Here is a 24752-nt window from a genome sequence, read left to right as displayed (position 1 = left end):
CCGTGCGGCTGGAGAAGGCCTACGAGCGCATGACGGCCGTCGCCGTGGCGGCACTGCACGAACGGGAACCCGAGCGGCTGTGGCCGATGCTGGCCGGCACGCTGGCGGTCGTGTGCGGCGGCGAGGCGGTCATCCACAAGCTGGACGAGTGGAGCGAGAGCGAGGGCACGCTCGGCACGGTGCCGGATGCCGCCGCCGCTGAGCTGGCCCGGCTCGGGGACGCCGACCTGGGCCTGCTGCGGGCAGGCTATCCCTTCGCCGGTCACTACGCGGCCGGAACCGACCGGACGCCGGTCAGCGCGCACCGGGCGGCGGGCCGTACCTGGCCCTCCAGCCCGACGGCCCGCATGCTCCGCGAGGCGCTCGACGTCGACCATGTGCTGGGCGTGCCACTGCCGGGAAGCGCCGCCCCGATCACCGGATGCCTGGTGTACCGCGCCGGTACGGACTTCAGTGACGACCACCTGGCCATCGCCGAGCGCGCGCAGCCGCTGCTGGCGGCGGTCGAGCGGCAGCGGCACCTGCTGGAGGAGTGGCGGCGGGCGCTCGGTCCGGCCGGCGCGCCGGACCAGCGGGCGGCGGACTGCGCGCTGACCCCGCGCGAGACGGCCGTCCTGCTGCTGCTCACGGACGCGCTCACCGCCGACGCCATCGGCCGCCGTCTCGGCATCTCGGTCCGCACGGTGCACAAGCACGTGGAGAACATCTACCGCAAGCTGGGCACCCGCGACCGCGTCGGCACGGTGCTGCGTGCGCAGCGGCTCGGCCTGGTGCCGACGCCCGGCCGGGCCGAGGCCATCCGGGCTCGCTCTTCGTGACCCGGCACCAGGGCCTTCGGTGAGCCGGCGAAGCCCGGTCCGGTGAGAGCGGGAACCTCGGCCTGGGAAACGCAGCCGGGGAAGCTCGGCCTGGGAACTCGGCGTAGGCGGCTCAGCCCAGGAAGCTCAGCCGCACCTTGCGGTGGGCGTTGTCCTTGTTGGTGTCCACCAGACACACCGACTGCCAGGTGCCCAGCTCCAGGCGTCCGTCGATCACCGGGAGGGTCGCGTGCGGCGGCACGATGGCAGGCAGGACGTGGTCACGGCCGTGGCCGGGGCTGCCGTGCCGGTGCTGCCAGCGGTCGTCGGCGGGGAGCAGGGTGTGCAGGGCGGCGAGGAGGTCGTCGTCGCTGCCGGCACCCGTCTCGATGACGGCGATTCCGGCGGTGGCGTGCGGGACGAAGATGTTGAGCAGACCGTCGCGGCCGGCCGCCGCCTCCCGCAGGAATTCCTCGCAGTCGGCGGTGAGGTCGACGACGCGTTCCCGGCTACCGGTGGAGACGTTCAGCACGCGTGTGGTGAAGGCATCGGACATGCCCTCATCCTGACCCGTACGCCGGTTCCCACACCCCTCGGCACCCGCGTTTTCTGATACGCACGGTCCACAGGACGAGACGCCGTTGACCTGTCCGCCACCGTCTGGCTACGTTCTGCGGCATGTTGCGTTCAGCCCTGCTCACCACGCGCGGTCACATCGACCTGCTGCGGGTGGCCTCCGCCGCGTGTCGCCGCGGCTGCTGACGCCCTTCCCCCTTCCTCCTTCCCTTCGCGGCTTTTTCTGCCGCGGGGTGTCCCGCGGTGCGTCCGTTCGTCACCTCCCACCCGGTCGTTGTTGATCGGGGCATGACGTAACGGCGCCGGGCCGCGCCTCCCCCACCCCTCGCTCTCTGCCCGTGGAGCATTCATGAGCATCAGCCATGCCCCACCCCACTCCCCTGAGCCCGACATTTCGGGTACGTCCATGTCCGAAGCGCCCGCCGCGGACGCTTCCGGCCCCGCCTCCCCCGCCCTCCAGCCCGTCGTTCCCGCCTCCGCCCGTCGCGCCCGGGTCCCGCGCTGGCTGCGCCGGACCACCGGCCCGCTCCTGCTGCTGGCCCTGTGGCAGGTCCTCAGCGCCACCGGCGTGCTGGCAGCCGATGTACTCGCCTCGCCCGGTCGCATCGCGCAGGTCGGCTGGGATCTGATCGCCGACGGTTCGCTGCCCTCGGCCATGGCGACCTCACTCCGGCGCGTCGCGTTCGGGTTGCTGTTCGGCACGGCCATCGGCACCGGACTCGCCCTGCTCGCGGGGCTGTTCCGGATCGGTGAGGACCTGGTGGACGCGCCGGTGCAGATGCTGCGCACCGTACCGTTCGTCGGTCTCATCCCGCTGTTCATCATCTGGTTCGGCATCGGCGAGACCCCGAAGATCGCGATCATCACGCTCGGCGTGACCTTCCCGCTCTACCTCAACGTCTACGCCGGCATCCGCGGGGTGGACACCCAACTCATCGAGGCCGGTGAGTCGTTGGGCCTGTCCCGCTGGGGCCTGGTACGGCACGTGGTACTGCCGGGCGCGCTCCCCGGGGCGCTGACCGGACTGCGCTACTCGCTCGGCATCGCCTGGCTCGCGCTCGTCTTCGCCGAGCAGGTCAACGCCGACGCCGGCATCGGGTTTCTGATGGTGCAGGCGCGGGACTTCCTGCGGACCGATGTGATCGTGGTCTGCCTGATCCTCTACGCCTTCCTCGGCCTGCTCGCCGACTTCATCGTCCGCTCCCTCGAAAGGCTGCTGCTGCAATGGCGACCGACGTTCACCGGACGGTGACCCGACCCGCGGTCCATGTCGAGGGGCTGACCCGCTCCTTCGACGGCCGCGCGGTCATCGACGACCTCCGACTCGACATCGCACCCGGCGAGTTCGTCGCCCTGCTCGGGCGCAGCGGCTGCGGCAAGTCCACCCTGCTGCGCATCCTCGCGGGCCTCGACCGGGACATCGAGGGCACGGCCCTGGTCCCGCGCCGCCGGGCCGTCGCCTTCCAGGCACCGCGGCTCATGCCCTGGAAGAAGGTGTGGCGCAACGTCCTGCTCGGGCTGCCGGGCCGCGCCGAACGGGTGGTGGCCGAGCGGGCACTGGACGAGGTCGGGCTCGCTCATCGCGTCGACGCCTGGCCGAAGACCCTGTCCGGAGGCGAGGCCCAGCGTGCCTCGCTCGCCCGCGCGCTGGTGCGCGAGCCCGATCTGCTCCTGCTCGACGAGCCGTTCGGCGCCCTCGACGCGCTCACCCGGATCAAGGCGCAGCGCCTGGTCGGGGAGGTGTGGCAGCGCCGGGGCTGCGCGGTGCTGCTGGTCACGCACGACGTCGAGGAAGCGGTGCTGCTCGCCGACCGCGTCCTGGTCATGGACGGCGGGCGGATCGCCCATGAGCAGCACATCGACCTGGACCGGCCGCGTGAGATCACCGACCCCCGGTTCGCCGCCCTGCGCGCCCGCCTGCTTGAGCGGCTCGGTGTCGACACCGCCGCCGCAGCCACCTGAGCGCCCGCCCACGAACATGAACGGAACCGTCATGCGACGACGTCTCGTCCCCGCCGCGCTGCTCCTGCCCCTCGCGCTCCTGCTCACCGCCTGCGGCGGGAACTCGTCCGCCCGGACCGGCGCCGACATCGACGGAAAGGGCTCCGTCACCCTGAACGTCGGTGACCAGAAGGGCGGTTCGGAGGCCATCCTGCGCGCCGCCGGAGAGCTGGAGAACCTGCACTACAGGATCAAGTGGTCGACCTTCACCTCCGGACCGCCCCTGCTGGAGGCGGTGAACGCGAAGGCCGTCGACATCGGCGGCGTCGGCAACACCCCGCCCGTCTTCGCCGCCGGCGCCGGTTCCAGGATCACCGTCGTCGCCGCCTGGCACGGCACCTCCAAGGGCGACGCCATCCTCGTACCGAACGGCTCCGAGCTGACCGGTCCGCGGCAGCTCAAGGGCAGGTCCGTCGCCGTCGCACAGGGTTCCTCCGCGCACTACCAGCTGGTCGCCTCCCTCAAGGCGGCCGGGCTGAGCCTCGCCGATGTCCGGGTCAAGTACCTCCAGCCGGCCGACGCGCTCGCCGCGTTCACCTCCGGCAAGGTCGACGCCTGGGCGGTCTGGGACCCGTACACCTCACAGGTCCTCCAGGCCGGGCAGGGCCGCGTGCTCACCACGGGCGACGGCGTCACCAACGGACTCAGCTTCCAGGTCGCCGCGCCGGCCGCGCTGAAGGACCCGGAGAAGGCCGCCGCGATCAAGGACTACCTGGCGCGGCTGCGGCGGGCCACGGCCTGGGTGCACGACCACCAGGAGGAGTGGGCCAAGGTGTGGGCGAAGGACACCGGGCTGCCGTACGAGGTGGCACTGGCCTCGGTGAAGCGCACCAACTCCACCCGCGTCGCGGTCGCCGTCGACAAGCCGCTGGTCGCCTCCGAGCAGCGGATCGCGGACACCTTCACCGCGTTGAAGCTGATCCCGAGGAAGGTCGACTTCGCCGCCTTCACGGACCCGCGGTACAACGGCGGCCTGCCGCCGTCGACGACTCCGGCCAAGGACTGAGCGGCGGGGAAGATCCGTGCGCGGCTCACTGTTGGCTGAGGCGTGAACGAAGTGCGCGAGGTCGAGGTCGTCGTCATCGGTGCCGGTCAGGCGGGTCTGGCCGCCGCCTATCACCTGCGGCGCACCGGCTTCGAACCGGACCGCGACTTCGTCGTCCTCGACCACTCCCCCGGGCCGGGCGGCGCCTGGCAGTTCCGGTGGCCCTCGCTGACCTTCGGCAAGGTGCACGGGATGCACGCGCTGCCCGGCATGGAGCTGACCGGCGCCGACCCGGCGCGGCCCTCGGCCGAGGTCGTCCGGGAGTACTTCGACCGGTACGAGCGCACCTTCGACCTGCGGGTGCGGCGGCCCGTGGATGTGCGCGCGGTGCGCGAGGGCCCCGGTGGGCGGCTGCTCGTGGAGACGTCCGACGGCACCTGGTCGACGCGGGCGCTGATCAACGCGACCGGCACCTGGGACCGCCCGTTCTGGCCGCGTTACCCCGGACAGGAGACCTTCCGCGGCCGGCAGTTGCACACCGCGCAGTACGCCGGTCCGCAGGAGTTCGCCGGGCAGCGGGTGGTGGTCGTGGGCGGGGGTGCCTCGGGCACCCAGCATCTGCTGGAGCTGGCCCCGTACGCCGCCGCGACCACCTGGGTCACCCGGCGGCCCCCCGTCTTCCGCGAGGGCCCGTTCGACGAGGAGGCGGGGCGTGCGGCCGTCGCGCTGGTGGAGGAGCGGGTGCGTCAGGGGCTGCCGCCGCGCAGTGTGGTCTCGGTCACCGGGCTGCCGCTGAACGACGCCGTCCGGCAGGGCCTGGCGGACGGGGTACTGGACCGGCAGCCGATGTTCGACCGGATCACCCCGGACGGCGTGGCGTGGCGGGACGGCCGGCAGGTGCCCGCCGATGTGATTCTGTGGGCGACCGGGTTCCGGGCCGCGCTCGACCATCTCGCTCCGCTGAAGCTGCGCGAGCCGGGCGGCGGTATCCAGGTGGAGGGCACGCGCGCGGTCGCCGATCCACGGATCCACCTCGTCGGCTACGGCCCCTCGGCCAGCACCATCGGAGCCAACCGGGCCGGGCGCGCGGCCGTCCGGGACATCAGGCGGCTGCTCGCCGGGGAACCCGTCGCCGCGTGACGCCCCGCCGGCTCAGCGGAGCGCGGGCTGGGCGTCGGCGGGCGCGGACGGAGGCGCCGGCGGGCCGTCACCGGTCGGCTGGGCCGTCCCCGTGTTCTGGTGGAGGGCCTGGTACTCGGCCACGTTCCGCAGGTGTGTGTTGTAGTCCGCGGTGAAGCGGGTTTCCCCGGGGGCGATCGTGACGAAGTACAGCCAGTCGCCCGGCGTCGGGTTGAGCGCGGCGCGCATCGCGTCCTCGCCCGGGTTGTCGATCGGCGTGGGCGGCAGGCCCGTGCGCTGGTGGGAGTTGTAAGGGTTCTCCTCCTGGCTGTCGCTCTGGCTGGTGTCGGCGGTGTTGCGGTTCAGCGCGTAGTGGAGGGTCGAATCCATTTGCAGCGGCATTCCGCTGTTCAACCGGTTGAAGATGACCCGGGCGACCTTGCCCATGTCCGCCTTCGTCGAGGCCTCCGCCTGGACGATGCTGGCGACGGTGACCGCCTGGTAGACGTTCATCGCGTTGCGCTGGGCCCCGGCCGCGACGGGTGCGCCGTTGAACTTCTGGTCCGCCGCGTCGATCATCAGTTGCAGCATGGACTCGGGCGTCGCTCCCTTGCGGACGGGATACGTCGCCGGGAAGAGATAGCCCTCCGGATTGCCCCGGGCCTCGTTCGGCAGTTTCAAGGAGGCTTTGCCGACGGCGGTGCGGGTGCTGCCCGGGGACAGCTTGAGGGCCTTGTCGATCGCGTCGTAGATCTGGCTCGCGCGCCAGCCCTCCGGGATGACCAGCGTGGCGGGCTTGGCCTGCTCGCGGCCGGTTGCCAGCGTCAGCAGCGGCACCGCCACGGCGGTGCCGGCCATGACGGCGCCGGTCACGAGGACGGCGAGTCTGCCGCGGCGTGTCAGTCGGGTCCTGCTCCGTGACGGAGTGTTCGTCTGCATGCGGGCACGGTAATACGCATATCCTCGCAAACCCGGCATATATTCAGTTTGTCGGTCGCAGGTTCAGTTCGTCGTGGGTTGCAGTTGCGCGTCCCGGCGTACCAGGGCCGCGTACCGGCCGCCCCGCTCCAGCAGTTCCTCGTGCGTGCCCCGTTCGGCGACCCGGCCGGAGTCCAGCACCACGATCTGGTCGGCGCCGCGGATCGTGGACAGGCGGTGCGCGATGGTGATCGTCGTGCGGTCGGCCGACAGCGCGTCGATGGCCTCCTGGACGGCGGCTTCCGTGCGGGTGTCGAGCGCGCTCGTCGCCTCGTCCAGGATGAGGACCGGTGGGTCGCGCAGGATGGTGCGGGCTATCGCGAGGCGCTGCTTCTCACCACCGGAGAAGCGGTGGCCGCGTTCACCGACGACGGTGTCGTAGCCGTCGGGCAGCGCCGCTATGTGGTCGTGGATCTGGGCCGCCCTGGCCGCCGCGTGCAGTTCCTCGTCGCTGGCGTCGGGCTTGGCGAAGCGCAGGTTGTCGGCGACCGAGGCGTGGAAGAGGTACGTCTCCTGCGAGACCACGCCGACCGCTCGGGCGAGGGTGTCGAAGTCGAGGTCGCGGACGTCGACGCCGTCCAGGGTCACGCGGCCCCCGGTGACGTCGTACAGGCGGGGCACCAGGTAGCCGAGTGTGGACTTGCCGGCGCCGGTCGGGCCGACGACGGCGAGGCTGCCGCCGGCCGGCACGGTGACGTCGACGCCGTCGAGGACGGGGCCGCCCTTGTCGTCGTAGCGGAACTCGACGTCCTCGAAGCGGACCTCGCCCTTGATCTGGTCGAGGTGGACCGGCCGTTCGCGCTCGGTGATGTCGACGGGCAGGTCCAGATACTCGAAGATGCGCTGGAAGAGCGCGAGCGAGGTCTGGATCTGCACGCCGGTCGCGAGCAGGCTCACGGCCGGGCGGAACAGGCCCTGCTGGAGCGAGACGAAGGCGACGATCGTGCCGAGGGAGACCTCGGGACCGCCGAACCGGAGGGCGAGGCCGGCGGTCCAGTAGATGACGGCGGGCATCGCGGCCATGACGATCGAGATCACGGCCATCCGCCAGCGCCCGGCCATGTTCGACCGCACTTCCAGGTCGACCAGGCCCTCGGACTCCTCCGCGAAGGACGCCGTCAGCGAGTCGGAGCGGCCCATCGTGCGGCCGAGCAGGATGCCGCTGACCGAGAGCGACTCGGTGACCGTGGCCGCCATGGCGGCCATCTGCTTCTGCCGCTGGGTGGTGATCTTCTTGCGCTCCTTGCCGACGCGGCGGCTGATCCACACGAACACCGGCAGCAGGAGCAGGGAGACGATCGTCAGCCGCCAGTCCAGGGCGACCATGGCGACGATCGTGGCGACCACACTGGTGGCGTTGGACACCAGGGAGGTGGCGGTGGAGGTGACGGTGGCCTGCATGCCGCCGATGTCGTTGGCGATGCGGGACTGCACCTCGCCGGTGCGGGTGCGGGTGAAGAACGCCAGCGACATGCGCTGGAGGCGGCCGTAGACCGCGGTGCGCAGGTCGTGCATGACCCGCTGGCCGACGGTGGTCGAGATCAGGGTCTGCAACACGCCGAAGACGCCGCCGAGGACGGCGCTGAGGATCATGCCGAGCGCGAGCAGGCTCAGCAGGCCGGTGCGGCCCTGCGGGATCGCGACGTCGAGCGTCTCCCTCAGCAGGAACGGTGTGGCCACCGAGACCAGCGACGAGGCGCCGACGAGCAGGCCGACGACGGCCAGCCGCCCGCGGTAGGGACGGAACAGCCGCAGGATGCGGCGCACCTGCCGGGGCTGTTCGCCGGCGTCGGCAGGTGGGGTCCAGGAAGGTTCACGGTCGGGGTGCATGGGCTCCTACGGGTGAGCGGGGCGCCGGCCGGAGGTCGGCCGACGGCGGCGGAACGGATCGTAGCTCATTGTTACCTATACTCACAATGAACGGCATCCTGATATTGTTCCCGCATGACCACCCCAGATCCCGAGGGCCTGCTCGCCGAGCAGTTGCTGCGGCTCACCCGCCGGGTGCACCGCATCCAGAAGCGCCATCTGGAGCAGCGCGACCTGGGCGTCACCCCGGCGCAGTCCCGGCTCCTGCGCACCCTCGCGCACTACGGCTCCCCTCCGCGCATGACGGACCTCGCCGAGCGCCTGGAGGTCGTGCCCCGCGCGGTGACGACGCTGGTGGACGGGCTGGAGGCCGGCGGCAAGGTGCGTCGGGTGCCGGATCCGGCGAACCGCCGCGTGACCCGGATCGAGCTGACGGACGAGGGGCGCGCGACCCTGGGCGAACTGCGCGGCGCCCGCCGCTCGGCGGCCGAGGAGATACTGGCGCCGCTGACGGAGAAGGAGCGCCAGGTGCTCGGCGTCCTGCTGGACACCCTGATCGACGGGGACGCCGCCCAGCGCTGCTGAACGGCGACGGCCCCTCGCCAGCCTCCGGTGCGACGGTGGTCCCCCGTCCAGCCCGGCCCTGCGGCCCAGCCCACGGGGGACGCGACCCGCGCCACGGATCTCAGCAGCGGCTGCGGTCCTCCGTCAGCACCCCCTGAACCGTGGTCAGCGAACGGTCGTAGCAGCCGTCCGAGCCGAGCAGCCGGTAACGCTCGGCCGATGTGCCGACCGCGTGCCGCTGGTCGCGCGGGACGTCAGCCGTGTACGTGGCGTCGCCGCTGTAGGTGTCGTCCAGCCGTGACCACGCGGTGCGCCGGCCGCCTTCGCGTGTCACCGCCGACGCCCGGTCGCCGAGGGTCAGCACGGTGCGCAGCCGGTCGTCCGCGCCCAGCGTCGTGGCGCCGTTCATGGTGTACGTCCGGTGCGTGCGGGTCGTCCGCGCGGGGCCGCGGCCGGCGACACCGACCGCCTCGTCGTCGGTCCAGGTCGCGTCGAGCCCGTCCACCGCCTCGCCGTCGGTCCACCGGTGGACGGAGGTGTGGGCGAGCGTCCGGGTGACGGTGGTGGTCACACGGCCGTGCGAGGTGTCCAGGTAACCCGAGACGGTGAGCCGGTGCCCCGCCTCGGTGCGTACGCGGTTCTCCGCACCGGGGGTGAAGGTGGAGGAGTCGGCGAGGTCGGTCGCCCTGTCCTCGGTGAGCGCGCCCGGCACATGGGCGCGGTGCGCGTCCTGCCAGACGAGCACGTTCACCGGCGCGCTCCAGCCCGACTGGCCGGCGGGCACGCCGGCGACGGACACCTCGACGCGGTGCGGGCGGCCGTCGTTGAGGAGGCCGGCGAAGGGCGTGAGGTCGTACTCGATCGGCCGCACGTCGAAGGCGCGCGGGGCCGGGACGACGTACCAGAGGAAGGGGTTGGACCAGCCGCCCGTCCAGACGTTCGGGAACGGCGCCGCGATGCCGGCGAGCCGGCCGTCCACGCTGATCCGCACCTCGCGGTACGGGCCGCGGTCGGCCTTGCACGAGTACGGCGCCGGGTCGGCGACGGTCAGGTACCAGAACTCCTCGCAGCCACCGCCGGAACCGGTCGCGTACACCTCGGCGACGACGCGTTCGCTGTTGCGCGGGGTGGTGAGGGTCGTACCGGCCGGCGTGCCGGCGAGGGTCAGGACGCGGTCGGGGGCGGGAGCCGAGGGGCGTCCCGCGTAGAAGGTCAGTGTGACGTGGACGTCGATGACACCGGTGTACGTGTCGTCCACGACGTTGCCGATCAACATCTCGACGTCCTGGGCGGTCCGGAAGGTGTCGCTGTAGCGGGTGACGTCCTTCTCGACGTGCCAGGCGATGCCGTCGGGCGAGGGCTCCGGCGTGGAGGTCCGCAGGATCTCGACACCGCCGACGTGCAGATAGCCCAGCCGGTCGTACTGACGGCCCTTCACCTTGCCGTCGAGGCGCAGGACCACCTTGCTCCAGCGGTCGCCGCAGCCCTTGGGGGGTGTGTACGCGCCCCGGTACGGCGTGAAGTCGCGGAACTGGGCGTCGGCGAGGGTGACCTGGCAGGACTTGGTGTGCGGCCGGTCGACGGGCGGCGCCGCGGTCACCGGGTCGTGCCAGTCGGTGCCGAACTCGGCGGGTACGTCGGCCGCTTGGGCCGCCGGGGTTCCCGTGCCGAAGAGCGCGCTCACCACGAGGGTCGCCCCGGCGAGCATGGACATGACGATCTGTCTTCTCATGGCCGGTGTTCTACGGGCAGACGGGCCGCCCCGCAATGACGCCCCGGACAGACCGCGCAATGAGGCCGATAACCGCACATACTCCGGCAGCCACTCATCAAAGGGCCATTTAGTGATATAAACTGATCTTACTGGCATAGTGCGGGCATGGAGATCACCAAGGGGCCGGGCAAGGAATCCGCACATGAGGAGTCCCGGCGCACACGCCCCCGTCATGTCCTCCGCACCCGTCGCGCGGCACTGGCCCTCGCCCTCGCCGGAGCGGGCGCGTTGACCGGTACCGCCGTCTGCACCGGCATGCTCCCGCACGGATCCGACAGCACACCGGCCCCCGGTCCGGCCGCCTCGTCGGGTCCGCCCCCGACCCCCGGCGCACCGGGTATCGGCGACCCGCTCATGCCGCTCGCCGGCAACGGCGGCTACACCGTCCGCCGTTACACCCTCGACTTCGACTGGCGGGCCCCCCGCACCCCGTTCGAGGCCGGCGCCACCATCAGCGCCACCGCCACACAGGCCCTGTCCCGGTTCGACCTGGACTTCGCGGGCAACACGCTGCACCGCGTCACCGTCGACGCGGTGCCCGCCACCGTGCGGCGCGACGGCGACGAACTCGTCGTCACTCCCGCACGACCGATCCCGCGCGGCAGCACGTTCACCGTCCGCGTCGCCTACACCGCCGACCCGACGCAGGGACGGCACCGCGACGACGCGATCCAGGACTACGGCTGGGTGCCCACCGCCGACGGCACCGTGGTCTGCGCGCAGCCGGACGGCGCCCGCATGATCTTCCCGGCGAACGACCACCCGAGCCTGCGGGCACCGGTCACGTTCCACATCACCACCCCGCCGGGGCTCAGCGCGGTGGCCAACGGCCGGCTCGTCGGCACCGTCCGGCGGCCCGACGGCCGGACCCGGTGGACGTACGACTCCGAGCATCCCCTCGCGGCGCAGCTGGTCCAGCTGGCGATCGGGAGGTTCACCTTCGTCGACAGCAGCGGCCCGCGGGGGCTGCCCGTCCGGGACGTGGTGCCGGACGACCTGGTCACCGACACCGAGGAGTACCGCTCGCTCACCCCGGACCATCTGGCCTGGCTGGAACGGCGGCTCGGCCCGTACCCGTTCCGCCGCTACGGCGTGCTGGTCGGGGACACCGATCTGCCGGTCGCGCTGGAGACCCAGTCGCTCTCCGTCCTGCCGCGGGAGGACCTGCTGGGCGACCGGGTCGACGCCGAACGCAACCTCGTCCACGAGCTGACCCACCACTGGACGGGCGACAGCGTCGCCATCCGGCGCTGGTCCGATCTGTGGCTGAGCGAGGGTCACGCCCGTTTCTACGAACGCCTGTACTCCGACGAGCACGGCGGCGTGAGCCTGGAGTCGGTGATGCGGTCGGCGTACGAGCAGCACGACCAGTGGCGGCACGACGAGGGGGCGCCCGCCGAGCCCGGCGAGGCGACGCTGTTCAAGGTGATGCGGTACGACGGCTCGGCGCTGGTGCTGTTCGCACTGCGGGAGAAGGTCGGCGCGGAGACCTTCGAGAGGATCGAGCGTGCCTGGGTGACCGAGTACCGGGGCCGTACGGCGGGCACCCGGGACTTCGTCGCCCTCGCCTCCCGGGTAGCCGGCGAGGACCTGACACCGTTTCTGCGTCCGTGGCTGTACGGCGCGCACACCCCGCCCATGCCCGGCCACCCCGACTGGCGGGTGGACCCGGTCGAGGACTGAGCCACGCCCGGTCCGGCCGTGGTTGCCCCAGGCAGCCGAGTCACTGCCGCCGACCGGGTGGCCTCGGCCGGACCGCTGGTCCACCCCGGTGACGCTCGCCACGACACGGCGCCCGGGGCACGGAAACGTACGAGGGGTGGCGCTACGGGCAACTCCTTTGTCCTGGTGCGATCGAGCGTGGTTGGGAGAGCCTCTGCGATGAGAAGAAATGTTTCTGCACATGTCCCTGGTGCCATCCGGAGGTGCCGCCGTACGGCTTGTGTGATCGCGGGGGCGGCTCTGCTGCCGCCGCTGCTGATCCTCCCGATGTCCGGCGCCGACGACGCGGACGACCGGCGTCTGCAGGACGCCTTCACGAACGCCGCGCGCGAGTTCCACGTGCCGCGCAGTGTGCTCATGAGCGTGTCCTACATGCAGTCCCGCTGGGACTCCCACCCGGGCGCGCCCAGCGTCGCCGGCGGCTTCGGGCCCATGCACCTGGTGGACACCGACCGCGTCCAGGCCTCGGCAGCGCCGTCCGAACCACAGGCGCCGCTCGATCAGCCCCTCACGGGCGCGGCGGGAACGCCGGCCACGGGCAGCACGGCGGGCCACGCCGTGCAGCCGGCGGACCTGCGCAACGCGGCCCGCCTGATCCAGGTCCCGGCCGAACGGCTGCGGACGGACGACGTCGCCAACGTCCGCGGCGGAGCGGCACTCCTGGCGGCCACGCAACGACAGCTCGGCAAGCCCCTGAGCACCGACCCGGCGGACTGGTGGGAGACGGTCGCGCGCTTCCCGGGCACCCGTGACGTCGCGTCAGCCGCGGCCTACGCCGACGACGTCTTCGCCCTGATCCGGCGCGGAGCACACCGCACCACCGCCGAAGGACAGGACGTGGCGCTCCCCGCCACCCCCAGCCTGCAACCGCACCCCCACACCCCCCGGGCGCAGGGCCCGCAGCGGCCGAAGCAGGTCGAGTGCCCCGCCGAACTGGCCTGCGACTGGCTCGGCGCGCCGTACGAGGAGATCGACGACGGCGACTACGGCAACCACGACCTGGCCGACCGGCCCAGGGACCAGCCGATCGAGTACATCGTCATCCACGACACCGAGGCCGAGCTGCCGAGCATGCTCCAGACGGTGCAGGACCCGACGGAGTCGTCGTGGCACTACTCGATCCGCTCCAGCGACGGCCATGTCACCCAGCACATCAGGACCAAGGACGAGGCCTGGCACTCCGGCAGCCAGTTCGTGAACGCCCGCTCGATCGGCATCGAGCACGAGGGGTTCCTCACCCAGCCCGGGACCTGGTACACGGAGCGGATGTACCAGGCCTCGGCGCGCCTGGTGCGGTACCTGGCGCAGAAGTACAGCATCCCGCTGGACCGGCAGCACATCTTCGGCCACGACAACGTGCCCGCTCCGACCGCCGACACCATCCCCGACATGCACGACGACCCCGGCCCCTTCTGGGACTGGCGGCACTACTTCGACCTCCTCGGGGCGCCGCTGAAGGCCACGGCGGGCCCGGACAGCGACATGGTGACGATCCTGCCGGACTTCGCCCGGCACAAGCCCGACTACACGGGATGCGGCGGCAGCGGCAAACCGTGCCCGCCGCACGGCTCCAGCGCCGTCCGCCTGCACACCGAACCGAACGAGAAGGCCCCGCTGATCCAGGACCCGGGCCGCAAGCCCGACGGCGACGATTCCACGAAGGACGTCAACGACCTGGGGTCGCGCGTCTCCACCGGGCAGACGTTCGCCGTCGCCGACCGCAGCGGCGACTGGACGGCGATCTGGTTCCAGGGCCGCAAGGCGTGGTTCGAGAACCCCAAGAAGCACCCGACCGCCGTCGGTGCGAGCGGGCGCATGATCACACCGAAGGAGGGTCTGGACGAGATCCCGGTGTACGGCCGCGCCCTCCCCGAGGAGGACGCCTACCCGGAGGACATCGACGGGCCGAGCGAGTCGCCGCTCCCGTACCCGATCCTGGCGGGCCAGCGGTACGTGACCCAGGCCGGCGTCGGCAGTTCCTACACCGCCAAGTCCTTCAGCGACACGCCCAACCCGGTGGTGTGGGGCCGGGAGCGGTACTACGAGATCCAGCTCGGCCACCGGCTCGCGTACGTCCGGGCCAGCGACGTGGACGTGGTGGACTCGTCCGGCGCGGCGGGGCCGCAGGGGCAGCAGGCGACCGGTCCCGGCGGGCGCTGACGTCACGGACGCCGGGACCGGTCCGGCTTCCGCACGAAAGGGAAAGGAGCCGCGGCACGACGCCTTCACCGGGCCATGGGGTGCGCGGGCACTTCACGGCCTTCCCGGAGACGCCGGCGCAGCCCGAGGTGCCGCTGCCGTGGTCCACGTGCCACCGGATGCCGCCGTCCCCGTCCTGCCCCCAGGGGCGGACGGGGTCGCGCGGCGTGGTGCTCTCCGGGCGGTCGCGGTCGAGGGCGACGACGTAGCCGAGGCCGCGCCGGCGCGCCTCGTCACTGGTGGCGGTCGTGCCGCAGGCGGACGCCGCACGGCCGCTGCCAGACAGGACACCGGGCCTGGCCCGAACTGCGACCATGGCCGGAAATGGGCGATTTGCGTGCGCCCTGGAGAAAACCGTTTGAAATTCACCACTCTGCGACGCGAACCTTTCACGGCTTGTCGCCGCTCCCCGCGGCGTCCCGCTCCTTCCCTGCCCGTGACACGAGCCACTGGGACGTCATGCAGATCCAAGACCTTCCGTATCCCGATCCGGGCGTGCCCGACGCGCGTTCGGGTCCCCGATTCCTGTGGTGGCTCTGGCGCAACCAGCTGGGCGGGCAGCTGAAGTCGCTCGCCTGGGGCCTGCTGCACTTCGTCTCCGTCTCCGCCCTCCCCTTCTGCGTCGGCCTCGCCGTGCAGGCGGCCGTCGACCGCTCCGGCACCCGGCTCGCCCTGACGGGTGGTCTGATGGTGCTGTGCGGAACGGGCATCGCCGTCGGCGACACCTTCCTGCACCGGACCGCCGTCACCAACTGGATCACCGCGGCCGCCCGCGTCCAGCAACTGCTGGCGCGCAAGGCCGCCCAGCTGGGCTCGGCCCTGACCCGCCGGGTGGCCGCTGGTGAGGTGGTGGCCGTCTCCACCGGCGACGTGGAGAAGATCGGCTGGTTCGTCGAGGCCGTCTCCCGGTTCACCGCGGCCGCGCTCACGGTCCTGATCGTCTGCGTCAGCCTGCTCGTGTACCAGCCCGCACTCGGCGTGGTCGTCGCCGTGGGCCTGCCGGTCGTGGCCCTCGCGGTACTGCCGCTGCTGCCCCGGGCGACACGCCGCGCCGACGTGCAGCGCGAGAAGGCGGGGCGGGCCACCGAACTGGCCTCCGACACCGTCGCCGGCCTGCGGGTGCTGCGCGGCATCGGCGGCGAGGAACTGTTCCTCGACCGCTACCGCCGGGCCTCGCAGGAGGTACGGCACGCCGCCGTGCGCAGCGCCCGGATGTGGTCGCTGATCTCCGCCGTCCAGGTACTGCTGCCCGGCCTGCTGCTGATCGCCGTCGTCTGGCACGGCATCGGCCTGGCCCGCCAGGGCCGGATCACGGTCGGTGAACTCGTCACGGTCTACAGCGCGGTCATGGTCCTGAACTACCCACTGCGGCACTTCGAGGAGATCGCCATGGCGTACTCCTTCTCCCGCCCCTCGGCCCAACGCGCCGCACGCGTGCTGTCGCTGGAGCGGTCCACGGCCACCGACGGCACCCGCGCGGCCGAGGTACCGGGCGGCGACCTGTACGACCCCGCGACCGGTCTGCTCGCTCCCGCCGACCGGTTCACCGCCGTCGTCTGCGGTGACCCGGACGCGGCGGGCAGGCTCGCCGAACGGCTGGGCGGCCACCCCACGGAGCCGGGCCGGTCGGTGCTGCTCGGCGGGATCCCCCTGGACGAACTCCCCCTCGACAGCGCCCGGACCGCCGTCCTCGTCCAGGACAAGGACCCGGTGCTGCTCTCCGGCACGCTGCGCGAACTGCTCGACGTTCCCGCCTCCGGTGCCGTACGGGCCGAGGACGCGCTGGCGGCAGCACAGTGCGACGACGTGCTGGACGCGCTCGTGCAGGGTTCGCTCGACGCGGCCGACCCGATGGACGCCCGGATCACCGAGCGCGGACGCTCCCTGTCCGGCGGCCAGCGCCAGCGGCTCGCCCTCGCCCGGTCGCTCATCACCGATCCGGAGGTGCTGGTGCTGGACGAACCGACCTCCGCGGTCGACTCGCACACCGAGGCCCGGATCGCGGACGGGCTGCGCCGGCTGCGGTCGGGACGGACGACGGTGGTGTTCACCTCCTCCCCGCTGCTGCTCGACCGCGCGGACCGGGTCGCCCTGGTGCACGAGGACGAGGTCGTGGCGGTCGGCGTGCACCGCGAACTCGTCGACGGCGAGCCGCGGTACCGGGCCGTGGTGACCCGGGAGACCGACGACGAACTGACCGCGACCGACGAGGGCATGCTGCTGGACGCGCTCCAGGAGCTGGAAGAGATCGAGGAGAGCGCATGATCGGCGTTGCGCCACCGGCGTACGACCCGGCGGCCCCGACGACCGCCACCACCCTGCCCGTCGGCGCCGCCGCGACCGTACGCGCCTACGTCACGGAGCTGTTCCGCCGGCACCGCCGTGCCTTCCTGTCGCTCATCGCCGTCAACACGGTGGCCGTGGTCGCCTCCATGGTGGGCCCGTACCTGCTCGGCGGCCTGGTCGAGCGGGTGACGGACGGAGCCGGGGACCTCCATCTGGGCCTCACCGCTGGGCTGTTCGTGCTCGCGCTGGCCGTGCAGGCCGGGTTCGTCCGGCAGGTGCGGCTGCGGGGCGCGATGCTGGGCGAGCGGATGCTGGCCGACCTGCGCGAGGACTTCCTCGTACGCTCCGTCGGACTGCCGCCGGGCGTGCTGGAGCGGGCGGGCACCGGCGACCTGCTCTCCCGCATCACGACCGACATCGACCGCCTGGCCAACGCCATGCGCGAGGCCGTGCCGCAGCTGGCCATCGGTTTCGTGTGGGCCCTGCTGCTGCTCGGCGGACTGGTCGTGACGGCCCCGCCGCTGGCCGCCGCCGTGCTGCTCGCCGTCCCGGTCCTGGTGATCGGCTGCCGCTGGTACTTCAAACGGGCTCCGTCCGGCTACCGCTCGGAAGCCGCCGGGTACGCCGCCGTCGCCGCCGCTCTCGCCGAGACCGTGGACGCGGGCCACACCGTCGAGGCACACCGCCTCGGCGCCCGCCGCGTGGCCCTGTCGGAGCGCAGGATCTCCCAGTGGGTCGCGTGGGAGCGCTACACCCTCTGGCTCCGCTCCGTGCTCTTCCCGGTCATCAACACCGTCCACCTCCTCGTGCTCGGTTCGGTCCTGATGGTGGGCGGTGTGTTCGTCCTGCACGGCTGGATCGGAGTGGGCCGGCTGATCACCGGCGCGCTCATCGCCCAGATGCTGGTCGATCCGGTGAACCTGATCCTGCGCTGGTACGACGAGGTGCAGGTCGCCCAGGTGTCGCTGGCCCGGCTGGTCGGCGTGCGGGACATCGAGCCGGAGGCCGGGGAGGCCGCGCTGGCCCCCGACGGACGGGTCGTGCACGCCGACCGGGTGCACTTCGGCTACCGCGAGGGCGTCGACGTGCTGCGGAAGGTCTCCCTGGAGGTCGCGCCGGGCACCCGGCTCGCCCTGGTCGGCCCGTCCGGCGCGGGCAAGTCCACGCTGGGCCGGCTGCTCGCCGGGATCTACGCGCCCCGCGACGGCCGGGTCACCCTGGGCGGGGCGGAGCTGTCCCGGATGCCCGCGGAACGCGTCCGCTCCCACGTAGCCCTCGTCAACCAGGAACACCACGTCTTCGTGGGCTCCCTGCGCGACAACCTCCTGCTGGCCCGCACCGGCGCGACGGACGCCGAGCTGTGGGCGGCCCTGGGCGCGGTCGACGCGGACGGATGGGCGCGGGCGCTGGACGACGGCCTGGACACCGAGGTGGGCTCCGGCGGTCTGGCGCTGACCCCGGCGCAGGCCCAGCAGATCGCGCTGGCCCGGCTGGTGCTGGCCGATCCGCACACGCTGGTCCTGGACGAGGCGACCTCGCTGCTCGATCCGCGCGCGGCCCGTCACCTGGAACGCTCTCTGGCGCGCGTCCTCGACGGCCGTACCGTGGTCGCCATCGCCCACCGTCTGCACACCGCCCATGACGCCGACGTGATCGCCGTCGTCGAGAACGGCCGCATCAGCGAACTGGGCAGCCACGAAGAGCTGGTCGCGGCGGAGGGAGCGTACGCGGCGCTGTGGCGGTCTTGGCACGGGTGAGATCGGGGGGCGGGTGAGATCGGGGTGCGAGTGAGTCGGGATGCTGGTGAGATCGGGATGCGGGGGTTGTGGGGGAAGGGGTGACTGAGCCGACGGAGTGACGGCGGGGGTAGCTGGGGCGGCTGGGTCGGTCGGGGCGGGCGAGTTGTCGCAGTGGACGGGGGCTCGCCGGGCCGGCGCGGCTCGGCAGGTCGGCAGGTCGGGTTGGTCGGCTCGATGGGCTCGGTCGGCTCGGTGGGCTCCGTCCTCTCGTTCCGATGGATCGGCTCGGCCCGGTTGCTCGCATCGGTCGGTTCGGCCGGGCCCCGGTGCACGGGGGCCCGGCACCGCAGGGACTCGTGCCGTTGCGCGGTGCCGAGCCGGGGTGGAAGGCTGGAAAGCGGCACCGGGTCGGGGTGTGTCCGGGAACCAGGCGGTTCACGGTGTGGCCCCGTGCCCTGCGTGCCGACGGCCCGCCGCCCACTGGGACGGCACCGGGCCGTGCTCACCACCTGGAGGTAGTCGTGGACACGGACGGCTGGGGGGACGACGTCTACCAGCCCGATCCCTCGGAGATCCGGGAGGACTCGGGGGTGCTCGACGTCGAGGACACACTGGACTTCGACGGCGTCGCCGACCCCCTCGACCGCGGCTGGTCCCCTCCCGAGCGGCCGTGGGCGGTCGAGCACACCGGCGTGACGGCGGCCGAACGCCAGGCGGGCGAGACCCTCGACCAGCGGCTCGCCGAGGAGCAGCCGGACCTCGCCGCTCCCGACGGCGACGGCATCGGCGACTGCGACGGCACGGACGGTGAGCTCCTGGACAACGAGGTCGGCAACTCCCGCTCCGGCCGCCTGGTGGCCCCCGACGAGGGTGCGCACGAGGACGAGGAGGCCGCCCTCGTCGCGACCGACGTCGGCATCGACGGTGCCGCCGCCTCCGCCGAGGAAGCCGCGATGCACATCGTCGACGAGGACTCCCTCCCCGGCTGAGCCGGACCCTATCGCCGCCCCCGCCCCGAGCGCCCCGCACAAGGAGCCGCCATGCAGCAGGACAAGCACCCCGACTACCACCCCGTGGTCTTCCGTGACCGCGCCGCCGGCTACGCCTTCCTCACCCGGTCCACCGCGCGGAGCGAGCAGACCATCGAGTGGGACGACGGCCAGACCTACCCGGTGATCGACGTGGAGATCTCCTCGGAGAGCCACCCCTTCTACACGGGCAAGGCCCGCACGGTCGACACCGAGGGCCGCATCGCCCGCTTCGAGCGCCGGTACGGTGCGGCGGACGCGGGCGAGGCGACCTGACCCGGAGGGCTCGATCAACCCTGCGGGCCCCCTCAGATCACATTGAGGGCGGCGGCGCAGCCCGCTCCCCCGAGCAGCATGAACGCCGGCATCAGCACCTTCAGCTCGACCCAGCTGCCCGCCCGGAACCGCATCGCCTTCGGCGGCCCCAGCGGGTACCAGCGCTTGCGGCCGACCGGGATCGGCCACAGGATCGGGCAGCCGGACACGGTCAGCGCGTCGCCGATGTCGTGCACCAGCGCGCCCAGCACGATCGGCAGTCCCAGCCAGAGGTACTCCTGCCCGGGCGCGGTGAACAGCCAGTCGGAGCCGTTGCCCGGCTTGTCCAGCACGCCCGCCAGGATCCACGCACTGGTCGCCGCCAGCAGCCAGACCAGGACATCGCTGCTGGAGCCCCGCGCCGCCCGCCACAGCAGACCTTCGATGGCGAGCACCATGTGCGCGAACAGGATCGCCAGCACCGCCCAGCGGCCCCCCGTGATCGCGGCGGCCGAGCAGCCGGCGCCGATCAGGACGGCCCACAGCCAGGTGTGCGTCAGCGTGCGGTGCCCGCCGGAGCGGCGCGGATCGCCCTGCTTCCTGGTCGCCTTGTAGACCGCGTACGACAGCTTGTCCACGATCTCGCAGAGCCAGCGGGAGAGCGGGCCGAAGGCCCGGGAGATGGTGGCGGCCTTGTGGTCGAGGTCCGGGGCGAGTGCGGCGCCGGCGCAGATCAGGGAGCCGACGAGGAGGACCGGCCAGGGCATCGGGTGTCCGGCGGCCGCGGTGGCGGCTCCGACGCCGAGCCAGGCCGCCGCCCCCGACAGTGAGTGTGCTGGTCCCATCATGGCCGCTTCCCGCCCCATTCCTCGTGTGCCGCTGACCAGTTGACCTGGTGCGGTGACGCCGCATCGGCGACACAGCGTAGCGGTCGTGATCTTCGCATCCCCAGCCGATTCCCCGCTCGGGCGGAAGGCCAGGCAAGATGGGGGCGTGACCCTCATCGATCAGCTGCCGCCGACCGCCGACCCCGACGCCCTGTACGAAGCCTTCGAGTCGTGGGCGCAGGAGCGCGGCCTCACCCTCTACCCCCACCAGGAAGAGGCGCTGATCGAGGTGGTCTCCGGGGCGAACGTGATCGTCTCGACGCCGACCGGCTCCGGCAAGAGCATGATCGCCGCGGGTGCGCACTTCGCCGCGCTGGCCCGGGACGAGGTCACCTTCTACACGGCACCGATCAAGGCACTGGTGTCGGAGAAGTTCTTCGAGCTGTGCAAGCTGTTCGGTACCGAGAACGTCGGCATGCTCACCGGCGACGCCTCCGTGAACGCCGACGCGCCCGTCATCTGCTGCACGGCCGAGGTGCTGGCATCGATCGCGCTGCGCGACGGCAAGGACGCGGATGTCGGCCAGGTCGTCATGGACGAGTTCCACTTCTACGCGGAGGGCGACCGCGGCTGGGCTTGGCAGATCCCGCTGCTGGAACTGCCGCAGGCGCAGTTCATCCTGATGTCGGCCACTCTGGGTGATGTGTCCTTCTTCGAGAAGGACCTCACCCGCCGCACCGGCCGCCCCACCTCCGTGGTCCGTTCGGCGACCCGCCCGGTGCCCCTCTCCTACGAGTACAAGCTGACCCCGCTCACCGAGACGCTCACCGACCTGCTGGAGAGCAAGCAGGCGCCGGTGTACATCGTGCACTTCACCCAGGCGCAGGCCGTGGAGCGGGCGCAGGCGCTCATGAGCATCAACATGTGCTCGCGCGAGGAGAAGGACAAGATCGCCGAGCTGATCGGCAACTTCCGTTTCACGACCAAGTTCGGCCGTAACCTCTCCCGTTACGTCCGGCACGGCATCGGCGTGCACCACGCCGGCATGCTGCCCAAGTACCGGCGCCTGGTGGAGAAGCTCGCCCAGGCCGGTCTGCTCAAGGTCATCTGCGGCACGGACACGCTCGGTGTGGGCGTCAACGTGCCGATCCGCACCGTGCTGTTCACGGCGCTGACCAAGTACGACGGCAGCCGGGTGCGCACGCTGCGGGCCCGTGAGTTCCACCAGATCGCGGGCCGGGCCGGCCGGGCCGGCTTCGACACGGCGGGGCTCGTGGTCGCGCAGGCGCCTGAGCACGTCGTCGAGAACGAGAAGGCGCTGGCGAAGGCGGGCGACGACCCGAAGAAGCGGCGCAAGGTGGTGCGCAAGAAGGCGCCGGAGGGCTTTGTCGGCTGGACGGAGAACACCTTCCAGAAGCTGATCGAGTCGGATCCGGAGCCGCTGACCTCGCGATTCCGCGTGACGCACACGATGCTCCTGTCGGTGATCGCCCGGCCGGGCAACGCGTTCGAGGCGATGCGCCATCTTCTGGAGGACAACCACGAGCCGCGCCGGCAGCAGCTGCGGCACATCCGTCGGGCGATCGCGATCTACCGCTCGCTGCTGGACGGCGGGATCGTGGAGAAGCTGGACAAGCCGGATGCCGAGGGCCGCATCGTCCGGCTCACCGTCGACCTCCAGCAGGACTTCGCGCTGAACCAGCCGCTGTCCACGTTCGCCCTGGCCGCGTTCGAACTCCTCGACCCCGAGTCGCCGTCGTACGCGCTCGACATGGTCTCCGTCGTCGAATCCACCCTGGACGACCCCCGGCAGATCCTCGTCGCCCAGCAGAACAAGGCGCGCGGCGAGGCCGTGGCCGCGATGAAGGCGGACGGCGTCGAGTACGAGGAGCGCATGGAGCGCCTCCAGGACGTCACGTACCCGAAGCCGCTGGAAGAGCTGCTCTTCCACGCTTACAACACCTACCGCAAGAGCCACCCGTGGGTCGGCGACCACCCGCTGTCGCCGAAGTCGGTGGTCCGGGACATGTACGAGCGGGCGCTGTCCTTCACCGAGCTGGTGTCCTTCTACGAGCTGGCCCGCACCGAGGGCATCGTGCTGCGCTACCTCGCCAGCGCCTACAAGACCCTGGACCACACCATCCCCGACGACCTGAAGTCCGAGGACTTGCAGGATCTGATCGAGTGGCTGGGCGAGATGGTGCGCCAGGTGGACTCCAGCCTGCTGGACGAGTGGGAGCAGCTCGCCAACCCGGAGGAGATGACCGCCGAGGAGGCCCAGGAGAAGGCGGACGAGGTCAAGCCGGTGACCACCAACGCCCGCGCCTTCCGCGTCCTGGTCCGCAACGCCATGTTCCGCCGCGTGGAGCTGGCCGCCCTGGACCAGGTCGAGGAACTGGGCGAGCTGGACGCCGAGTCCGGATGGGACGCCGAGGCGTGGGGCGAGGCGATGGACAAGTACTGGGACGAGTACGACGACCTCGGCACCGGGCCCGACGCCCGCGGCCCCAAGCTGCTCGTCATCCACGAGGAGCCGGAGAACGGCCTGTGGCGCGTCCGCCAGATCTTCGACGACCCGAACGGCGACCACGACTGGGGCATCAGCGCGGAGATCGACCTTGCGGCTTCCGACGCCGAGGGGCGTGCGGTCGTCCGCGTCACGCAGGTCGGCCAGCTGTGAACCGTCCCCGGCCAGTGGCAAGAGGAGAATCCCACCGATGACGAATCCGGCCGAGAGACTGGTCGACCTCCTCGACCTGGAGCAGATAGAGGTCAACATCTTCCGTGGCCGCAGCCCGCAGGAGTCCCTGCAACGGGTCTTCGGCGGGCAGGTCGCGGGCCAGGCACTGGTCGCCGCCGGCCGCACCACGGACGGCGAGCGCCCGGTGCACTCGCTGCACGCGTACTTCCTGCGCCCGGGCCGGCCGGGCGTGCCGATCGTGTACCAGGTGGAGCGGGTCCGCGACGGACGCTCCTTCACGACGCGCCGGGTCACGGCCGTGCAGCAGGGCCGCACGATCTTCAATCTGACCGCCTCCTTTCACAAGCCTGAGGAAGGACCGTTCGAGCACCAGCTGCCGCCGGCCCGGGAGGTGCCGGACCCCGAGTCGCTGCCGACGGTCTCCGAGGAGATCCGCAAGCATCTGGGGGCCTTGCCGGAGCAGTTGGAGCGGATGGCGCGCCGCCAGCCCTTCGACATCCGGTACGTCGACCGGCTGCGCTGGAACGCCGAGGAGATCGAGGGCGCCGAGCCGCGTAGTGCCGTGTGGATGCGCGCCGTCGGTCCGCTCGGTGACGACCCGCTGGTCCACACCTGCGCGCTCACCTACGCCAGCGACATGACCCTCCTGGACGCGGTACGCCTCCCGGTGGAGCCGCTGTGGGGGCCGCGGAACTTCGACTTGGCCTCGCTGGACCACGCCATGTGGTTCCACCGGCCGTTCCGCGCGGACGAGTGGTTCCTGTACGACCAGGAGTCGCCGATCGCCACCGGCGGCCGTGGGCTGGCTCGCGGGCGCATCTACGACCTGCGGGGACGGCTGCTCGTCTCGGTCGTGCAGGAGGGCCTGTTCAGGGCCCTATAGCACCTGGCGGCGAAACCCAGGACCGGCTAGACCCGCGCGGGCCGTGCCGGCCGTGCGCTTCTGCGCCGCAGCCAGGCCCGGAGACCGCGGGACGAGGGCGGCGGAGCGGGCTGTGCCGGCTCGTGGTCGCGAGGGACCGGTGGCACCGTCGGCTGCACGGCCGGCTCCCGGGGAACGACGTACAACTGCCAGGACCGCACCCGTGACTCGGGGTGTTGCATGGCTGGATCCGTGGGCGCTGTCGCCGCCTTGATGAGCTGTGTCGCCACCGACTCGGGCAGCCGCGTCCGCATGTGCAGGACGCGGGGTCCCAACTCCGCGGGGTGTCCCGTCGGCTGCGGACGCCGTGTCGCCGGCTCTGGGAGCGGTGCCGCCGGCTCACGGGACGGAGTCGCCCCACGCGCCGACCGCGGAAACCGTGCTGCCGGCCGCGGAGGCGGTCCCGCCGGCTTCAGGGACCGTGTGGCCGGCTCCCACGGCCTCGTCGCCTCTTCCGTGGGACGGGTGAC

General features: G+C 72.0%; 20 protein-coding genes. 15 read left to right on the top strand and 5 right to left on the bottom strand.

What is annotated here, in order from left to right:
- The first annotated feature begins 2 nt into the window (after positions 1-2).
- Positions 3-818 carry a helix-turn-helix transcriptional regulator gene (locus tag AQJ11_RS32535; protein WP_059265542.1) on the top strand — a complete coding sequence of 272 codons (816 nt, stop codon included), beginning with the start codon at positions 3-5 and terminating at the stop codon, positions 816-818.
- Between the two features lie 112 nt (positions 819-930).
- Here AQJ11_RS32535 and AQJ11_RS32530 read toward each other — a convergent pair whose 3' ends face one another.
- Positions 931-1353: a secondary thiamine-phosphate synthase enzyme YjbQ gene (locus tag AQJ11_RS32530; RefSeq protein ID WP_041664997.1), complete on the bottom strand. Its 423-nt coding sequence runs from the start codon at positions 1351-1353 to the stop codon at positions 931-933.
- Positions 1354-1475: 122 nt separating this feature from the next.
- Here AQJ11_RS32530 and AQJ11_RS52805 point away from each other — a divergent pair, with 122 nt between their 5' ends.
- From AQJ11_RS52805 to AQJ11_RS32510, 5 genes are all read left to right on the top strand, one after another.
- Positions 1476-1559 (top strand): putative leader peptide, encoded by an 84-nt coding sequence (locus AQJ11_RS52805; protein WP_349817350.1) that lies wholly within the window; start codon positions 1476-1478, stop codon positions 1557-1559.
- A 163-nt stretch (positions 1560-1722) separates the two neighbouring features.
- Complete coding sequence (locus AQJ11_RS32525; RefSeq protein WP_059265541.1) at positions 1723-2625, top strand: ABC transporter permease; 903 nt, start codon at positions 1723-1725, stop codon at positions 2623-2625.
- A complete protein-coding gene (locus tag AQJ11_RS32520; RefSeq protein WP_059265540.1) occupies positions 2598-3335 on the top strand; it encodes an ABC transporter ATP-binding protein in 738 nt (245 codons plus the stop codon). The genes AQJ11_RS32525 and AQJ11_RS32520 overlap by 28 nt, the downstream gene beginning before the upstream one ends.
- A 31-nt stretch (positions 3336-3366) precedes the next feature.
- On the top strand, positions 3367-4380 hold the full coding sequence (locus AQJ11_RS32515) for an ABC transporter substrate-binding protein (protein ID WP_208616664.1): 1014 nt from the start codon (positions 3367-3369) through the stop codon (positions 4378-4380).
- Positions 4381-4422: 42 nt separating this feature from the next.
- Positions 4423-5499 carry an NAD(P)-binding domain-containing protein gene (locus AQJ11_RS32510; RefSeq protein ID WP_059265538.1) on the top strand — a complete coding sequence of 359 codons (1077 nt, stop codon included), beginning with the start codon at positions 4423-4425 and terminating at the stop codon, positions 5497-5499.
- Positions 5500-5511: 12 nt separating this feature from the next.
- Here the strand turns inward: AQJ11_RS32510 and mltG are convergent, their stop codons facing one another.
- Both mltG and AQJ11_RS32500 read right to left on the bottom strand, forming a co-directional pair.
- Positions 5512-6417, bottom strand: a complete 906-nt coding sequence (mltG, locus tag AQJ11_RS32505) for an endolytic transglycosylase MltG (RefSeq protein WP_244218443.1) — start codon at positions 6415-6417, stop codon at positions 5512-5514.
- A 63-nt stretch (positions 6418-6480) separates the two neighbouring features.
- Positions 6481-8286, bottom strand: coding sequence for an ABC transporter ATP-binding protein (locus tag AQJ11_RS32500; RefSeq protein ID WP_041664999.1), 1806 nt, complete (start codon positions 8284-8286; stop codon positions 6481-6483).
- A 114-nt stretch (positions 8287-8400) separates the two neighbouring features.
- Here AQJ11_RS32500 and AQJ11_RS32495 point away from each other — a divergent pair, with 114 nt between their 5' ends.
- Complete coding sequence (locus tag AQJ11_RS32495) at positions 8401-8850, top strand: MarR family winged helix-turn-helix transcriptional regulator (RefSeq protein ID WP_014671202.1); 450 nt, start codon at positions 8401-8403, stop codon at positions 8848-8850.
- Positions 8851-8950: 100 nt separating this feature from the next.
- On the opposite strand, the gene AQJ11_RS32490 is transcribed toward AQJ11_RS32495, so the two are convergent.
- The gene (locus AQJ11_RS32490; protein ID WP_244218442.1) at positions 8951-10561 is read right to left on the bottom strand and encodes a peptide-N4-asparagine amidase; all 1611 of its coding nucleotides are present in this window, start codon (positions 10559-10561) and stop codon (positions 8951-8953) included.
- A gap of 147 nt (positions 10562-10708) precedes the next feature.
- Between AQJ11_RS32490 and AQJ11_RS32485 the strand changes: the two genes are divergently transcribed.
- From AQJ11_RS32485 to AQJ11_RS32460, 6 genes are all read left to right on the top strand, one after another.
- Positions 10709-12286, top strand: a complete 1578-nt coding sequence (locus AQJ11_RS32485; protein WP_244218441.1) for a M1 family metallopeptidase — start codon at positions 10709-10711, stop codon at positions 12284-12286.
- A gap of 261 nt (positions 12287-12547) precedes the next feature.
- Entirely contained in the window at positions 12548-14485 is a 1938-nt protein-coding gene (locus AQJ11_RS32480) for an N-acetylmuramoyl-L-alanine amidase (protein WP_014671205.1), read from the top strand.
- Positions 14486-14983: 498 nt separating this feature from the next.
- Positions 14984-16789: an ABC transporter transmembrane domain-containing protein gene (locus tag AQJ11_RS32475; RefSeq protein ID WP_059265535.1), complete on the top strand. Its 1806-nt coding sequence runs from the start codon at positions 14984-14986 to the stop codon at positions 16787-16789.
- A complete protein-coding gene (locus AQJ11_RS32470) occupies positions 16786-18567 on the top strand; it encodes an ABC transporter ATP-binding protein (RefSeq protein WP_059265534.1) in 1782 nt (593 codons plus the stop codon). The genes AQJ11_RS32475 and AQJ11_RS32470 overlap by 4 nt, the downstream gene beginning before the upstream one ends.
- Before the next feature lie 503 nt (positions 18568-19070).
- The gene (locus AQJ11_RS32465; protein WP_014671209.1) at positions 19071-19538 is read left to right on the top strand and encodes a DUF5709 domain-containing protein; all 468 of its coding nucleotides are present in this window, start codon (positions 19071-19073) and stop codon (positions 19536-19538) included.
- A gap of 51 nt (positions 19539-19589) precedes the next feature.
- Positions 19590-19853, top strand: a complete 264-nt coding sequence (locus AQJ11_RS32460) for a type B 50S ribosomal protein L31 (protein ID WP_014671210.1) — start codon at positions 19590-19592, stop codon at positions 19851-19853.
- Positions 19854-19885: 32 nt separating this feature from the next.
- On the opposite strand, the gene AQJ11_RS32455 is transcribed toward AQJ11_RS32460, so the two are convergent.
- Positions 19886-20680, bottom strand: a complete 795-nt coding sequence (locus AQJ11_RS32455; RefSeq protein WP_041665000.1) for a metal-dependent hydrolase — start codon at positions 20678-20680, stop codon at positions 19886-19888.
- A 145-nt stretch (positions 20681-20825) separates the two neighbouring features.
- Between AQJ11_RS32455 and AQJ11_RS32450 the strand changes: the two genes are divergently transcribed.
- Together AQJ11_RS32450 and AQJ11_RS32445 are read left to right on the top strand one after the other, a co-directional pair.
- Positions 20826-23339 (top strand): DEAD/DEAH box helicase, encoded by a 2514-nt coding sequence (locus AQJ11_RS32450; protein ID WP_014671212.1) that lies wholly within the window; start codon positions 20826-20828, stop codon positions 23337-23339.
- A 37-nt stretch (positions 23340-23376) separates the two neighbouring features.
- The gene (locus AQJ11_RS32445) at positions 23377-24243 is read left to right on the top strand and encodes an acyl-CoA thioesterase (protein ID WP_014671213.1); all 867 of its coding nucleotides are present in this window, start codon (positions 23377-23379) and stop codon (positions 24241-24243) included.
- Positions 24244-24752: the final 509 nt, after the last annotated feature.

This window comes from Streptomyces corchorusii (assembly GCF_001514055.1).
Lineage (GTDB): Bacteria > Actinomycetota > Actinomycetes > Streptomycetales > Streptomycetaceae > Streptomyces > Streptomyces olivaceoviridis.
Note: the sequence above shows the minus strand (reverse complement) of the source record. Positions and strands in the feature narration are given on the sequence as shown.

What these genes read in the sequence shown, in the direction of transcription:
- AQJ11_RS32530 (WP_041664997.1), bottom strand. Translation starts at nt 1,353, where the DNA reads ATGTCCGATGCCTTCACCACACGCGTGCTGAACGTCTCCACCGGTAGC.
- AQJ11_RS52805 (WP_349817350.1), top strand. Translation starts at nt 1,476, where the DNA reads ATGTTGCGTTCAGCCCTGCTCACCACGCGCGGTCACATCGACCTGCTG.
- AQJ11_RS32525 (WP_059265541.1), top strand. Translation starts at nt 1,723, where the DNA reads ATGAGCATCAGCCATGCCCCACCCCACTCCCCTGAGCCCGACATTTCG.
- AQJ11_RS32520 (WP_059265540.1), top strand. Translation starts at nt 2,598, where the DNA reads ATGGCGACCGACGTTCACCGGACGGTGACCCGACCCGCGGTCCATGTC.
- AQJ11_RS32515 (WP_208616664.1), top strand. Translation starts at nt 3,367, where the DNA reads ATGCGACGACGTCTCGTCCCCGCCGCGCTGCTCCTGCCCCTCGCGCTC.
- mltG (WP_244218443.1), bottom strand. Translation starts at nt 6,417, where the DNA reads ATGCAGACGAACACTCCGTCACGGAGCAGGACCCGACTGACACGCCGC.
- AQJ11_RS32500 (WP_041664999.1), bottom strand. Translation starts at nt 8,286, where the DNA reads ATGCACCCCGACCGTGAACCTTCCTGGACCCCACCTGCCGACGCCGGC.
- AQJ11_RS32495 (WP_014671202.1), top strand. Translation starts at nt 8,401, where the DNA reads ATGACCACCCCAGATCCCGAGGGCCTGCTCGCCGAGCAGTTGCTGCGG.
- AQJ11_RS32490 (WP_244218442.1), bottom strand. Translation starts at nt 10,561, where the DNA reads ATGAGAAGACAGATCGTCATGTCCATGCTCGCCGGGGCGACCCTCGTG.
- AQJ11_RS32485 (WP_244218441.1), top strand. Translation starts at nt 10,709, where the DNA reads ATGGAGATCACCAAGGGGCCGGGCAAGGAATCCGCACATGAGGAGTCC.
- AQJ11_RS32475 (WP_059265535.1), top strand. Translation starts at nt 14,984, where the DNA reads ATGCAGATCCAAGACCTTCCGTATCCCGATCCGGGCGTGCCCGACGCG.
- AQJ11_RS32470 (WP_059265534.1), top strand. Translation starts at nt 16,786, where the DNA reads ATGATCGGCGTTGCGCCACCGGCGTACGACCCGGCGGCCCCGACGACC.
- AQJ11_RS32460 (WP_014671210.1), top strand. Translation starts at nt 19,590, where the DNA reads ATGCAGCAGGACAAGCACCCCGACTACCACCCCGTGGTCTTCCGTGAC.
- AQJ11_RS32455 (WP_041665000.1), bottom strand. Translation starts at nt 20,680, where the DNA reads ATGATGGGACCAGCACACTCACTGTCGGGGGCGGCGGCCTGGCTCGGC.
- AQJ11_RS32445 (WP_014671213.1), top strand. Translation starts at nt 23,377, where the DNA reads ATGACGAATCCGGCCGAGAGACTGGTCGACCTCCTCGACCTGGAGCAG.